General features: G+C 70.7%; 14 protein-coding genes and 3 pseudogenes. 9 read left to right on the top strand and 8 right to left on the bottom strand.

All coding sequences use genetic code 11. From position 1 onward, the window contains the following. The first annotated feature begins 101 nt into the window (after positions 1–101). The gene (locus LJ657_RS26910) at positions 102–377 is read left to right on the top strand and encodes a hypothetical protein (RefSeq protein ID WP_232651326.1); all 276 of its coding nucleotides are present in this window, start codon (positions 102–104) and stop codon (positions 375–377) included. Between the two features lie 49 nt (positions 378–426). Here the strand turns inward: LJ657_RS26910 and LJ657_RS49075 are convergent. The 3 genes and pseudogenes from LJ657_RS49075 to LJ657_RS26900 all read right to left on the bottom strand — a co-directional run bounded on the left by LJ657_RS49075 (position 427) and on the right by LJ657_RS26900 (position 2,955). Next, positions 427–1,111: pseudogene (locus tag LJ657_RS49075) on the bottom strand (rhamnogalacturonan lyase family protein). 110 nt (positions 1,112–1,221) lie between these two features. Next, positions 1,222–1,683: pseudogene (locus tag LJ657_RS49070) on the bottom strand (rhamnogalacturonan lyase family protein); the annotation flags it as partial. A gap of 321 nt (positions 1,684–2,004) precedes the next feature. Further along, positions 2,005–2,955 (bottom strand): helix-turn-helix transcriptional regulator, encoded by a 951-nt coding sequence (locus LJ657_RS26900; RefSeq protein ID WP_232651325.1) that lies wholly within the window; start codon positions 2,953–2,955, stop codon positions 2,005–2,007. A 40-nt stretch (positions 2,956–2,995) separates the two neighbouring features. On the opposite strand from LJ657_RS26900, the gene LJ657_RS26895 reads away from it, so the two are divergent. Together LJ657_RS26895 and LJ657_RS26890 are read left to right on the top strand one after the other, a co-directional pair. Next, positions 2,996–3,511: a hypothetical protein gene (locus LJ657_RS26895; protein WP_232651324.1), complete on the top strand. Its 516-nt coding sequence runs from the start codon at positions 2,996–2,998 to the stop codon at positions 3,509–3,511. Continuing rightward, the gene (locus LJ657_RS26890) at positions 3,508–3,975 is read left to right on the top strand and encodes a hypothetical protein (RefSeq protein ID WP_232651323.1); all 468 of its coding nucleotides are present in this window, start codon (positions 3,508–3,510) and stop codon (positions 3,973–3,975) included. Before LJ657_RS26895 ends, LJ657_RS26890 begins: the two co-directional genes overlap by 4 nt. Here LJ657_RS26890 and LJ657_RS26885 read toward each other — a convergent pair. From LJ657_RS26885 to LJ657_RS26875, 3 genes are all read right to left on the bottom strand, one after another. Then, the gene (locus LJ657_RS26885; protein ID WP_232651322.1) at positions 3,953–4,702 is read right to left on the bottom strand and encodes a class I SAM-dependent methyltransferase; all 750 of its coding nucleotides are present in this window, start codon (positions 4,700–4,702) and stop codon (positions 3,953–3,955) included. The genes LJ657_RS26890 and LJ657_RS26885 overlap by 23 nt on opposite strands. Positions 4,703–4,707: 5 nt before the next feature. After that, on the bottom strand, positions 4,708–5,013 hold the full coding sequence (locus tag LJ657_RS26880) for a 4a-hydroxytetrahydrobiopterin dehydratase (RefSeq protein WP_232651321.1): 306 nt from the start codon (positions 5,011–5,013) through the stop codon (positions 4,708–4,710). 128 nt (positions 5,014–5,141) lie between these two features. Continuing rightward, on the bottom strand, positions 5,142–6,218 hold the full coding sequence (locus tag LJ657_RS26875; RefSeq protein WP_232651320.1) for an ADP-ribosylglycohydrolase family protein: 1,077 nt from the start codon (positions 6,216–6,218) through the stop codon (positions 5,142–5,144). 30 nt (positions 6,219–6,248) lie between these two features. Here LJ657_RS26875 and LJ657_RS26870 point away from each other — a divergent pair, with 30 nt between their 5' ends. From LJ657_RS26870 to narI, 6 genes and pseudogenes are all read left to right on the top strand, one after another. Then, a complete protein-coding gene (locus LJ657_RS26870; RefSeq protein WP_232651319.1) occupies positions 6,249–7,085 on the top strand; it encodes a helix-turn-helix domain-containing protein in 837 nt (278 codons plus the stop codon). A 192-nt stretch (positions 7,086–7,277) separates the two neighbouring features. Further along, positions 7,278–8,141 carry a Sco1979 family transcriptional regulator gene (locus tag LJ657_RS26865; RefSeq protein ID WP_232651318.1) on the top strand — a complete coding sequence of 288 codons (864 nt, stop codon included), beginning with the start codon at positions 7,278–7,280 and terminating at the stop codon, positions 8,139–8,141. A 41-nt stretch (positions 8,142–8,182) separates the two neighbouring features. Further along, a complete protein-coding gene (locus tag LJ657_RS26860; protein WP_232651317.1) occupies positions 8,183–8,995 on the top strand; it encodes an SAM-dependent methyltransferase in 813 nt (270 codons plus the stop codon). A 498-nt stretch (positions 8,996–9,493) separates the two neighbouring features. Next, positions 9,494–9,694: pseudogene (gene narY, locus LJ657_RS26855) on the top strand (nitrate reductase subunit beta); the annotation flags it as partial. Beyond that, positions 9,694–10,188: a nitrate reductase molybdenum cofactor assembly chaperone gene (narJ, locus tag LJ657_RS26850; protein WP_232651316.1), complete on the top strand. Its 495-nt coding sequence runs from the start codon at positions 9,694–9,696 to the stop codon at positions 10,186–10,188. The pseudogene narY and the gene narJ, both read left to right, overlap by 1 nt. Further along, positions 10,185–10,907: a respiratory nitrate reductase subunit gamma gene (narI, locus tag LJ657_RS26845; protein WP_232651315.1), complete on the top strand. Its 723-nt coding sequence runs from the start codon at positions 10,185–10,187 to the stop codon at positions 10,905–10,907. Before narJ ends, narI begins: the two co-directional genes overlap by 4 nt. 3 nt (positions 10,908–10,910) lie before the next feature. On the opposite strand, the gene dnaK is transcribed toward narI, so the two are convergent. Beyond that, the gene (dnaK, locus tag LJ657_RS26840; RefSeq protein WP_232651314.1) at positions 10,911–12,779 is read right to left on the bottom strand and encodes a molecular chaperone DnaK; all 1,869 of its coding nucleotides are present in this window, start codon (positions 12,777–12,779) and stop codon (positions 10,911–10,913) included. Between the two features lie 157 nt (positions 12,780–12,936). Beyond that, the gene (locus tag LJ657_RS26835; protein WP_232651313.1) at positions 12,937–13,365 is read right to left on the bottom strand and encodes an OsmC family protein; all 429 of its coding nucleotides are present in this window, start codon (positions 13,363–13,365) and stop codon (positions 12,937–12,939) included. Between the last annotated feature and the right edge of the window lie 70 nt (positions 13,366–13,435).

Here is a 13,435-nt window from a genome sequence, read left to right as displayed (position 1 = left end):
CGGGAGTGATCCCCGAGTTGCGGAGCCCAAGGGGCCACCTGAATCTGATGGAACCTGATCAAGGAAGGTCCGGTCCCCACATGCCCGTCGAAAGGACAGTGATGTCGCAGCGCACACGCAAGTCGACCCGCTCCCGCGTCGCGGCGGTCCTCGCCGCTCCCGTAATCGCCCTGACCCTCATGGCGCCCTCCGCCTCTGCGGCCCCGGCCCCCGCCAAGTGCGAGGGAACCATCCATGTCTCCCTCCTGGGCCACCAGACCTGCGTCTCGTCCAAGGGGGACAACGACGACGAACACGGCGGGCTCTCGGGCCTTCTGGGTGTCGTGACCGGCCTCCTGGGCGGTCTGCTGGGTGGTCTCCTGGGTGGCGGGAGCTGACCCGGTGAGTGAGGCGGTCGCCCGCAGTCGGCGGGCGGCCGCCTCCGTGTCAGGGGGTGTGGACCGTCGGCCTCGGTGCCGTCGCCATCCCGTCGCCGATGAAGAAGCCCGGGTGCGGCGGCTGGTTGCAGGCCGTGTTCTGACAGGCCGGGGCCGTCCGGTACTGCGTGTCGTGCAGCAGGGTCGTGATCTTCGTGCTCGTCTCGTACGGCGTGGAGTGGATGTGCAGGGCCGTGTTGTCGCTCGTCGGCCGGGCGACCTCCTCGCGCCGGTCGCCCAGGATGTCGCCCGACAGGGACGGCGTCGCCTTGGTGCCGTTGTCGGAGTGGACGCCGGAGCCGGTCAGCAGACGGGTGTCGGACGAGGTGCCGTACCTGTCGATGCGGCTGTCGTCGAGGAGCTCGCGGACCGTGTCACCGTCCCACCAGGACAGGCAGTTGATGCTGGAGGGCTTGCGGGCCCCCCGAGACGCCCCGGCCGTTGTCGCCGTCGGCGGGCGTGGACCAGATGATCCGGCCCGTCTTCGCATCCGCCATGCGGGAAGCGGGCTTTGAACCGTCCTCGTCGACCTTGAACTCCTCCAGGCCGGGGCGGGACGAGTCGAGGTCACCCACATGCATGGCCTCGCCGTGGCCGTTCCTGGTGGTCCACAGGCCGCTGCCGTCGTCGTCGACGGCCGTCGAGCCGTACACGATCTCGTCCCTGCCGTCGCCGTCGACGTCCGCCACCGACATCTGGTGGTCGCCCTGACCGTCGTACCCCTTGCCGGAGTTGGTCGAGGAGTACGGTCCACCCGGTTGCCGTACGAGTCGCCCCACGAGGACACCGTGCCGCGCGCCGGGACATGGTCGACGGTCTGCATGGCCCTGCCGATCCGGCCGTTGAACATGGTCAGGTACTCGGGCCCGGAGAGCACGTAGCCGGATGAGTTGCGGTGGTCGGCCGAGGAACCGCCGACCCCCGCGCCCGTCCCGTCGACGGTGCCGTCCGCCGTCTTCATCGCGACCTCGGCCGTGCCGTCACCGTCGTAGTCGTACACCTGGAACTGTGTGTAGTGCGCGCCGGAGCGGATGTCGCGGCCAAGGTCGCTGCGCCACAGCCGGGTGCCGTCGAGCTTGATGCCGTCGATGAAGGCGTCACCCGTGTAGCCGGACCGGGAGTTGTCCTTGGCGTTCGTCGGCTGCCATTTGAGGACGAAGTCGAGCTGACCGTCGCCGGCCAGGTCGCCGACGGAGGCGTCGTTCGCCGTGTAGGGGTACGCGGCTCCGTCCGGGGTGGTGCCGCCTGCCGGTGGGCTGATCGGCACGCCCTCGTAGCCCGTGCGGAACTGGATCGCGTGCACCGAGTCGGCCTGCTCGACGCCGTTCACGATCGCGCGGACGGTGTAGTCGGCCTGGGCGGGGGCGCCGGCCTGGAAGTAGTTGGTGGAGCCCCGGCTCGAGCGAAGTCCGAGAGTTGGGGGAGGGCGGCGGCGGCCTCGGCGGTGGTGGGGGTCAGTGCCGTGAGTCCGGCGGCGACGAGGGCTGCCGCCCCGGTCACCGCCGAGAGGAGGGCTCGGCGTCTGCGGTGCCTGTGCGGGCGCTGCACGTGACGGACCTCCGGGTGAGGACGGACGGGTTCTGTCCCCTCAGCCGCCGTCGCTCTCCGCCAAGTCTCCGTATCTTCCGGCCAGTTGGGCCACCGTGCGGGCGATGCGCTCGCGCAGTTCGGGCGGCTGCAGCACCTCGATGTCCGCGCCCAGGCGGAGGAACTCGCCGTGGGCGTGCTCGACGGACTCGATGGGGACCGCGGCGAGGGTCCAGCCGTCTTCGTCCGTACGGCTGACGCCCGCCCTCGGCAGCCGTACGCCCGGCGCGAGCCGGACCAGTGCCTCGCCGCGGTACAGCCGGTCGTGGAAGCCGCGCTGGTACGCCGTCCAGTGGGCGGCCAGGTCGAAGTCGTCCGGGCGGGTGAACTCCTCGCCAGAGGTGGCAAGTTGGAGGATCTGGTCGACGCGGAAGGTGCGCGGGCCCGGGCCCGCGACGACGTACCAGCGGCCGGCCTTCAGCACCAGCCCGTACGGCTCCAGGCGGCGCTCCACGTCGGTGGGTTCGGCCCAGCGGCGGTACAGGACGTTCAGGACCCGGCTGTTCCAGACCGCGTCGGCCACCGCCGGCAGGTACGGCGCCTCTTCGGCGTCCGCGTACCAGCCGGGGGCGTCGAGGTGGAAGCGGCCGCTGATCCGGTCGGCGTGCGCGCGCAGCTCCGGGGGCAGCGCGGCACGGACCTTGAGCTGGGCGGCGGCGAGCACCGAGCCGAGGCCCAGCTCCGCGGCCGGACCGGGGGCGCCGGCGAGGAACAGGGCCTCGGCCTCGTCGGCGGTGAGGCCGGTCAGGCGCGTGCGGTAGCCGTCGAGCAGCCGGTAGCCGCCGGCGTGGCCCGCGTCGCCGTACAGCGGGACTCCTGCCGCGCCCAGCGCCTCGACGTCCCGGTAGACCGTGCGGACCGAGACCTCCAGCTCCTCGGCGAGCTGGGCGGCGGTCATCCGGCCCCGGGTCTGGAGCAGGAGGAGGATCGAGACGAGTCGGCCGGCCTTCACTGACACAGGATGTCCGTGAAATCGGCCTAGCGTCCTGTCCATGCCCTTCACGGAGAAATTCCTGACCGTGCCACCGCCCGTCGAGGTGGCGGGACGGCGGATCAAGCGCTACCACGTCACGGCCGACCCGGCGGGCATCGCACCCGGCGTCGAGAAGGCGGCGTACGAGATCCTGCCCGAGCTGCTGCCGGAGGCGGACGGCACTGCGCCCGCGACGTTCGTCGTCGTTCACCGGGGAAACGACGACGGCGCGTACATCAACGCCTACAGCTGGGTGTGGGACAACGTCCTGCACTACGCGAACGCGGCGGCGGGGCAGCCGGTGCTCGGCTGCCCCGACAAGGACCCCACCCTCCCCCACTCTCGACTTCGCTCGAGCGGGGGGACCCCCATCATCAGGCCCGAACTGCCCTGGATCGGCTGCGTCTTCGAGCTGCCGCCGATCCAGCACGAACGGGACGCCTGGGTACGGCACATGCTCGTGCCCGAAGTCCCGGACCTGGACGCCTACCTGTCCGACTCCCTGCCCGCAGGAACCACTGGAGAACGCCCATGAGCAGCCCGCACGACTTCGACTTCTTCCACGGCGAGTGGGAGGTCGCGCACCGCCGCCGCACCGACTTCCTCGACCCGGACAGCGACTGGGTGGAGTTCCCGGGCACCAGCCGGTGCCGCCCGTTGTTCGACGGGGCCGCGAACATCGACGAGATCGACATGCCGTACCTCGGCGCGAAGGGGCTGACCCTGCGCCTGTTCGACATGGAGCGCGAGGAATGGTCGCTGAACTGGTCCTCCAGCCACAGCGGCCGGCTCTTCCCACCCGTGATCGGCCGCTTCGAAGGCGACCGCGGCGAGTTCTACGGCGACGACACCCACGACGGCAAGGACGTGCGCGCGCGGTTCGTGTGGGCGGACGTGTCCCCCGCCTCCGCCCACTGGGAGCAGGCGTTCTCCGTCGACGGCGGGGAGACGTGGGTGACCAACTGGACGATGGACTTCAGTCGGCCACCGGCTTCCTGAAGGCCCGGAGGCTGAACTCCGGGTCGGGGCGCGGCCGTTCCTGGTCGGGCAGCGCCCTGAGCCGGGCGACGAACCGTTCGGTGAGCGGGTCGCCGGGCGGCAGCCGGGTGAACCAGCCGCGCCGCAGATCGGCGGCGGTGCGGCGGGGGCTGCGGCCCTGACCGCGACCCGGGAAACAGGCCTGCCCCGCCGGGTGCAGGCGGTGCGCGGCGGCGTACGACTCCACGAGCGGGGCGGCGTCCGGGGCCGGGCGGCGCGGGCGCGGGGCGAGGACGGCGTCGATGTCGCTGCCGACGTCGTGTGCGGCGGCCTTGTCGACGGTGGTGACGTACACGCCGCCGGGCTTCAGGACGCGGGCGCACTCGGCGACGACGGCGCGGACGTCCTCGGGTTCGTCGAGCAGGTGCAGCAGCCAGACACTGGTGACGGCGTCGAACGTCCCGTCGGGGAACGGCAGCCGGCGGCTGTCGGCCAGCAGGACGGAGCCGGGCAGGCGCCGGGCGGCCATCCGGGCCATGCCGTACGTCAGGTCGGCGCCCGTCACCCGGGTGGCGGGGCGCGCGGCCGCGAGGCGCCGGGTGACGATCCCGGTGCCGCAGCCGACGTCCAGGAGCCGGCCGGTGGCCGCCGGGATCAGGCCGAGTACGGCGTCGGCGGCGGCCGCGGCCCTCGGCTCGCCGCCGCGGCTGGCGTCGTACGCGCCGGCTTCCTTGTCGTAGTCGAGCACGAGCGTCAGTGTGCCCCGTGGGCCTGCGCGAGTTCCTCGACCCTCTGTGCGAGGCCGAAGTCGAGCTCGGTGACCTTGCCGCCGGCGCTGTGCGTGTTCACCGACAGGGAGACGGTGTTGTAGCCGAGGGTGAGGTCGGAGTGGTGGTCGAGCTCGTCCTGCACCTGGGCGATGTGGATGACCATCGCGGTGGCGGCGAAGTGCGAGCCGAGCCGGTAGGAGCGGGTGAGCCGGTCGTCGTCGACCGCCCAGCCCGGCAGCTCGGCCAGTCGGTCCTCGATCTCCTTCAGCGACAGGGGTTCGACGGGCATGGGTTCGCTCCTTCCTCGGCACGGGGTGCTTCTTCAGCGTGCCACAGCAACTGACTGCGGTCCTGGTCAGAAGGGTTCCCGGGGGCGGGCCGGGGACACCTCGGGACGGGGAGGGAACGGCTGTGCTCTCACCGCTCGTGCAGGCGCTCCGCCGCCAGGTCATCCGCGATCGCCGCGATCCTGGCTCTGCCCTCGACCCGCTCGACCCACGCGTGCGGCAGGCCGACGTCTCCGTGTACGGCGCCGAGGAGGTTGCCGCAGATGGAGCCGGTCGAGTCGCTGTCGCCGGAGTGGTTGACGGACAGCAGCAGGGCCTCCTTGACGTCCGGCTCGACGAGCGCGCAATAGACGCCCATCGCGAGGGCCTGCTCGGCGACCCAGCCCGCGCCGAGGGACTGGAGCTTCTCCGCGGTGGGCAAGCCCTGCGCGGCGAGGTCGAGGGCTCCCTCCAGAGCGGCTGTCGTCTCCTCGTGGCCGGGGTGGCGGGCCAGCAGCCGCAGCGTGCGCAGCACCGCGGCCTCCAGGGAGTCACCCTCCACGACGTGCGCCACGATCGCGGCCAGCGCGCCCGCCGCGTAGTAGCCGGTGGGGTGGCCGTGGGTGATCTGGGCGCCGCGGGCCGCCATGGCGAAGGCCTCGTCGGCGGAGTTGATCAGGCCGAAGGGAGCCGAGCGCATCACCGTGCCGCAGCCCTTGGAGTCGGGGTTGACCTGGCCCGGCTTGCCGTCGAGCGCAAGCCAGGGGTCGGGGGTGTACGCCTGGGCGACCCCGGAGAGGCAGGCGTTGCCGGGTGCGCGGCGGGAGTACAGCCAGGGCTCGTCGATCAGACCGCCCGTGGGGGTTCCCTGTTCCGGGCCCGGCTTCGACTGGGTCTCCAGCCAGCGCTCGTACGCCTGGAGCAGCATGTGCGACCAGGCACCGCCGATCCCCCTCATCCGCTCCCGGGCGTGCGCCTGGATCAGGGCCTCGACCGTGAACAAGGTCATCTGCGTGTCGTCACTGACCAAACCGACCGCGCCATACGCACCGGGCACGAACCCGGTCACGCCGCGCTCCCCGTGGACGGCGCGGATACGGTCCAGGGAGTTGAACTCGATGGGATAACCGAGGGCATCCCCGATCGCCCCGCCCAGCAGACAGCCCCGCGCTCTGGCCCGGTACACCGCGGCGGTCTCCAAGGTCGGCTTCAACGGCGGCCAGGTCATAAGGTGCGCTCCTCGACTACGGTCGTACGTATGACCATTGTCGCGACGGGAACCAGCACCACGGCCACCGCCCCCACCGACAAGGGCGTCGGCCCCCTCCTGCGGTCCTGGCGCGAGCGCCGCCGGGTGAGTCAGCTGGAGCTGGCGCTGCGGGCCGACTCCTCGGCGCGGCACATCAGCTTCATCGAGACGGGCCGTTCGCGGCCGAGCGAGGAGATGGTGCTCAGGCTCGCCGAGCATCTGGACGTGCCGGTGCGCGAGCGCAACTCCCTGCTGCTGGCGGCCGGTTACGCCCCGCACTACCCCGAGACCCCGCTCGACTCGCCCGCACTGGAGGCCCTGCGCCAGGGCATGGAGCGCCTCATCCAGTGCTACGAGCCCTACCCGGCGTTCGTCGTGGACTCGGTGTACGACGTGGTCGCAGCCAACCGGGGCATGATGATGTTCCTGGACGGCGTCGGGGAGGCGCTGCTCGAACCCCCGCTGAACGCCATGCGCTTGACGCTGCACCCCGAGGGTCTCGCGCCGCGGATCCGCAACCTCCCGGAATGGCGCGGGCATCTGCTCGCCCAGATGGAACGGGAGATCGCCCTGCACCGCTCCGCGCCGCTGCGGGCGCTGTACGAGGAGGTGGCGGCCTACCCGGTGCCCGAGCCGGAGCACAGCCACGACCCCGAACCGCCGGAACCCGTCCCCTGCTTCGCGCTCCCGATGCAGATCGAGCACGAGGGCCGGACACTGTCCTTCGTCTCGTCCATCTCCACCTTCAACACGCCCATGGACGTGACGGTCGCCGAGCTGGCCATCGAGACGCTCCTTCCGGCCGACCCGGCGACGGTCAAGTACCTCCAGTCGCTGATGCCCTGACGGGGCGCGGGGCTCTGTTTGATTTACGGCTACCGCCGCGTGGGCGCGACCAGCCACGACGGCGCCGCGGACGACAACGCCCAACCGCCGGACGGCCCGCGTGGCAAACGCCTCACCACCGAACCCGTGAGACTGTCAGCGGAACATGACACACTGCTGCGCGGTTACTTCGGCCCGTAGGGGAGGCGTGGCGTGAGTGAGCGGCGTCCCGCGCCCACCGTGGGCCAGGTGGTGCTCGGCAGGCGCCTGCAGGAGCTGCGGGAGGCGGCCCGGCTCAAACGTGAGGAGGCCGCACGCGTCCTGCGGGTTGCCCCCGCGACCGTACGGCGGATGGAGATGGCCGAGGTCGCCCTGAAGATCCCGTACGTCCAGGTGCTGCTGGAGACCTACGGCGTCCCGGACGACGAGGCGGCCGCGTTCGTCGCCCTGGCGGAGGAGGCCAACCGGCCGGGCTGGTGGCAGCGCTTCCACGACGTGCTGCCGGACTGGTTCAGCCTGTACGTGAGCCTGGAGGGCGCCGCCGGCATCATCCGCTCCTACGAGCCGCACTTCGTGCCCGGGCTGCTGCAGACCGAGGACTACGCACGTGCGGTGATGGAGGCGGGCACGGTCGGCCAGACCGGTCCGGAGACCATCGACCGGCATGTGTCCCTGCGGATGGCCCGGCAGCGGCTGCTGGACCGCCCGGATCCGCCCCACCTGTGGGTGATCATGGACGAAACGGTTTTGCGGCGCCCGGTGAGCATCCGCGGCGAGGTGATGCGCGAGCAGCTGGACAAGCTGCTGGAGTTCGCCGAGCGGGACCGGGTCACGCTCCAGATCGCCGAGTTCAAGGACGGCCCGCACCCGGGAACGTACGCACCCTTCACACTGTTCCGCTTCGGCGAGCCCGAGCTGCCCGACATGGTCTTCACCGAATATCTGACCGGCGCCCTGTACCTCGACTCGCGCAAGGAGGTGTCCGCGCATCTGGAGGTCCTCGACCACATGACGGCGCGGGCCGCGTCAGCCCAGCGCACGAAGAAGATCCTGCGGGAGCACCGCGAGGACTTCTGAGCCACCCACCGCACCTGTCCGACCGGAGGAGAAGCCCCCGCATGACCGGATCCGACGCCGCACCGCAGATCGACACCAGCCGGCCGCACCCCGCCCGCGTGTACGACTGGTGGCTGGGCGGCAAGGACAACTACCCGGTGGACGAGGAGCTGGCCCGGAGGATCCTCGCCCTGGACAACACCGCGGTGCGCGGGGCACGGGCCAACAGGCGGTTCATGCACCGGGCCGTCCGCGCCGTCGCCGAGGCGGGGAGCCGCCAGTTCCTGGACATCGGCACGGGCATCCCCACCGAGCCCAATCTGCACCAGGTGGCGCAGGCTGTGGCGCCCGAGTGCAGGGTGGTGTACGCGGACAACGACCCGATCGTGCTGCGGCACGCCCAGGCGCTGCTGCGCGGCTCGGAGGAGGGCCGCACGGACTATGTGCACGCGGACGTGCGGGACGTCGACACCTTGCTGCGGCAGGCCGCCGAGTCCCTCGACTTCTCGCGGCCGGTCGCACTGTCGCTGGTCGCGCTGACCCACTATCTCGGCGACCAAGCCGACGGCGACGACGTGCACGGCCTGCTGCAGAAGTACGTCGCGGCGCTCGCCCCGGGCAGCTACCTGATCCTTTCGCAGGTCACTGCCGACCTGAACCCCGAGGCGATCGCGAAGGCGGCCGGCGCCTTCCGCGCGAGCGGCACTCCCTTCCACCCCCGCCCGATCACCGAGTTCCAGCGCTTCTTCGAGGGCCTGGAACTGCTGGGACCTGGGGTGATCCCCGTGACCGGGTGGCGCCCGGAGGCGGAGGACGTGGCGGTGCAGGCGGAGGGCGTCGTGCCCGTGTACGCGGGGGTTGCCGTCAAGCGCTGACGTCGAGTGGCATGTGACATACCACTACCCGTGGCATGTCACATAGCACCTCACCACCCACCTGTGGCATGTCACATAACACCGCACCATTCCCGCCCGTGGCATGTGACACAGCACTGTCCGCCCCGCCGTCCCCCTGCACCCGTACGGCTGCTGTGAACAGGTGCGTTCCCCTGCTCGCCCCTAGCGTCGAAACACAGGGCGAGCAGGCGAGCAAGGGAGCGACGCAGGTGGCCGACACGCGAATACCGCCCGCCGAGCCGGGAGCCGCGCTGCTCCGCGCAGGACGGTTCTTCCGGCCTGGCACGCCCGCCCCCGACCTGCACAGCATCGCGCTCACCGGCGGACGCGAGGCCGACGCCTTCTACCTACCTCTTCGGTCCCATCGACACCCTGCGCTGCCATCGACACCCTGCGCATGCCCGGAGCCGGTACATGGCCTCGTTCTCCTCCGGCGGGGTCGGGATCACATACCGGTCCTCGTACTTGGCGATCGCGGCCGCCATCGGGCACGCGCGCCGGCTGGAGGAGTCCGCGCTGCCGCAGGGCTGCAGCCTCGACTACGAGGGCGGCCCCGGCGCGGGCGGCGACGGGCCGTTCGGCCAGGACTCGGGACGCAGGCGGCTGCCGCCGGTGTCGGTGGAGAACTTCCACGCCCTGCGCGAACGCCAGACCACGGATGAGACCAAGGAGACCTGATGCCCTCGGACGCCGTGCTGTACCAGGCGGCAGCGCTCTGCCTGACCTATCCCGACGACGACTTCCGCGCCCGGCTGCCCCTGCTGCGGGAAGCGGCCCCGCAGCTGCGGGAGTTCACCGACTACGCGGCCGTCACCCCACCGCAGGAGCTGGCCGCCCACTATGTCCAGGTCTTCGACTTCAAGAACCGGCACAGCCTCTATCTGAGCTGGTGGCGGGACGGGGACACCCGGCGGCGCGGTATGTCGCTGGTCCGCTTCAAGGACGTCTACCGCGCCGCCGGCCTGGAGTTCACCGGCGAGGAGCTGCCCGACTTCCTGCCCGCGGTACTGGAGTTCGCGGCCCGCACCGGGAACACGGACCTCCTCACGGAACACCGTGCGGGCCTGGGGCTGCTCCGGGCCCGGCTCACCGCCTTCGGTACCCCGTACGCGTCCGTCCTGGATGCCGTATGCGCCACCCTGCCGATCCCCCACACGGAGGTTCGCTCATGACCACGCTCCTGTGGGGCGTCCTGCCGTACGTCGCCTTCGCACTGCTCGTCGCCGGCCTGGTCTGGCGCTACCGCTACGACAAGTACGGCTGGACCACGCGTTCGTCGCAGGTGTACGAGTCGAAGCTGCTGAACATCGCCTCCCCGGCCTTCCACTACGGCATTCTCTTCGTGCTGGCGGGCCACCTCGTGGGCCTGTTCGTCCCGAAGTCGTGGACCGACTCGATCGGCGTCGGCGAGCACACGTACCACCCGTTCTCGCTCTACGGCGGGACGGCGGCCGGCGCGCTCACCGTCGCCGGAATCCTGCTGCTCATCCACCGGCGGCGCACGCACGCGCCGATCTTCCGGGCGACGACCGTGAACGACAAGCTGATGTACGTCGTCCTGCTCGCCGCCATCGCGATGGGCATGGCCGCGAAGCTCACCCACGTCTCCGGCGACGGCTACAACTACCATACTTCCATTGCCCCTTGGGCCCGCAGCCTGTTCACGCTGCAGCCGAAGACGTACCTGATGGAGGGCGTGCCGGTGCTGTACCGGGTCCACGCGACGATCGGCATGGCGCTGATCGCCCTGGTGCCGTACACCCGCCTGGTCCACATGTTCAGCGCGCCGGTGCCGTATCTGTTCCGCCCCTACGTGGTGTACCGCAGCCGCGACCCCAGGCAGCTGGGGCCGCGGCCGGAGCGGCGGGGCTGGGAGAAGACGGGCGCCTGAGGTCTACGCCGCGCCGCCCTTCGTGTCGCGGTCCTCGTCGACGATCTCCGCGTCGACCACGCCCTCCTCGTCCTGCGGTGGTGCGGTGTCCTGCTCGGTGCCGCTGCCGGAGGCGCCCTGGCCGGTCTGGGCGTACATGGCCTGGCCCATCTTCTGGCTGACGGTGGCGAGTTTCTCCACGCCGGTGCGCAACTCGTTGGTGTCCGCGTTCCGTTCCAGGAGGCCCTTGAGTTCCGTCGTGGCCGTCTCCACCTCCGCCCTGGTGTCGGCGGGGATCCGGTCCTCGTTGTCCCGGATGAACTTCTCGGTCTGGTAGACGAGCTGTTCGGCCTGGTTGCGGGTCTCGGCGGCCTCGCGGTTCTTGCGGTCCTCCTCGGCGTACTGCTCGGCCTCCCGCATCATGCGGTCGATGTCGTCCTTGGGAAGCGCCGAGCCACCGGTCACCGTCATCTTCTGTTCGCGGCCGGTGGCGAGGTCCTTGGCCGACACATGCATGATGCCGTTGGCGTCGATGTCGAAGGCGACCTCGATCTGCGGGACCCCGCGCGGGGCCGGGGGCAGCCCCGTGAGGTCGAAGACGCCCAGCTTCTTGTTGTACGCGGCGATCTCACGCTCGCCCTGGTAGACCTGGATGCCCACCGAGGGCTGGTTGTCGGTGGCGGTCGTGAAGATCTCCGAACGCCGGGTCGGGATGGTCGTGTTGCGCTCGATCAGCTTCGTCATGATGCCGCCCTTGGTCTCGATGCCGAGGGAGAGCGGGGTGACGTCGAGCAGCAGCACGTCCTTGACGTCGCCGCGGATGACACCGGCCTGGAGGGCCGCGCCGACGGCCACGACCTCGTCGGGGTTGACGCCCTTGTGCGGGTCCTTGCCGGTGAGTTCCTTGACCAGGTCGGTGACCGCGGGCATCCGGGTCGAACCGCCGACGAGGATCACGTGGTCGACCGCGGACAGCTTGATGCCGGCGTCCTTGACCGCCTGGTGGAAGGGGGCCTTGCAACGGTCGAGGAGGTCGGCGGTGAGCTCCTGGAACTGGGCGCGGGTCATCTTCTCGTCGAGGTGCAGCGGGCCCTCGGCGGAGGCGGTGATGTAGGGGAGGTTGATCGTCGTCTCGGACGAGCTGGACAGCTCGATCTTGGCCTTCTCGGCGCCCTCGCGCAGCCGCTGCACGGCCATCTTGTCATTGCCGAGGTCGACGCCGTACTGCCCCTTGAACTTCTTGACGAGGTACTCGACGATCCGCTGGTCCCAGTCGTCGCCGCCGAGGTGGGTGTCGCCGTTGGTCGCCTTGACCTCGATGACGCCGTCGCCGATCTCCAGCAGCGACACGTCGAAGGTGCCGCCGCCGAGGTCGAAGACCAGCACGGTCTGCTCCTCACCGCGGTCCAGGCCGTAGGCGAGGGCGGCGGCCGTCGGCTCGTTGATGATCCGCAGGACCTTCAGGCCCGCGATCTCCCCGGCCTCCTTGGTCGCCTGCCGCTGGGAGTCGTCGAAGTACGCCGGTACGGTGATCACCGCGTCCGTGACGTCCTCGCCGAGGTAGGACTCCGCGTCCCGCTTCAGCTTCTGCAGCACCCGCGCGGACAGCTCCTGCGCCCGGTAGCGGGTGCCGTCCACGGAGCCCTGCTCGGGGAAGCGCCAGCTCGCGTCGCCCATGTAGCGCTTCACCGAGCGGGCGGTCCGCTCCACGTTGGTCACGGCCTGCCGTTTGGCGACCTCCCCGACGAGCACCTCCCCGTTCTTGGCGAAGGCCACGACCGACGGTGTGGTCCTGGCCCCCTCCGCATTCGCGACGACGGTGGGTTCGCCGCCCTCCAGCACGGCGACCACCGAGTTCGTGGTCCCCAGATCGATCCCGACCGCACGTGCCATCTCCGTCCCCTTCCGCCAGGGCACTCTTCACACACCAGCACAAAACTTGAGTGCGCTGTTGTCAATGCCGCGTGCTCCGGGTACCCGGAAACGACGCTGCCGCGCCCCCTGTCTCGGGGGCGCGGCACCGAAGGACACCCAGGACGTACCGGGGATGTCAGGCGAGCTTCGCCGACAGGGTGATCGTCGTGCCGGTGAGGGCCTGGCTGACCGGGCAGTTCTTCTTGGCGTCCTCGGCGGCCGCGACGAACGCGTCGTTGTCGATGCCGGGGACCGTACCCTCGACGGTCAGGTGGATGCCCGTGATGCCCTCACCCGGCTGGAAATTCACGTCCGCCGAGGTGGTGAGCTTGGTGGGCGGGGTGCCGGCGCCGGCCAGGGCGTGTGAGAGCGCCATGGAGAAGCAGCTGGAGTGGGCGGCGGCGATCAGCTCCTCGGGGCTGGTCTTTCCGTTCGCGTCCTGGGAACGCGAGGCCCAGGTGACCGGCTGCTCGGCGATGGCACCGGAGGAGTCGAAGGAGACGACACCGTTGCCCTCGAGCAGGTTGCCTTCCCAGACGGTGTGTGCGGAGCGCGTGGTTGCCACGATGAATCCCTTCGAATTCTGGCTGTTCCTGTACGACCCCATCCGATCACATTCCGGCGCACGGCACCCG

It is taken from the genome of Streptomyces guryensis (genome assembly GCF_021261325.1).
Lineage (GTDB): Bacteria > Actinomycetota > Actinomycetes > Streptomycetales > Streptomycetaceae > Streptomyces > Streptomyces guryensis.
This window is presented reverse-complemented; position numbering and strand designations above follow the sequence as displayed.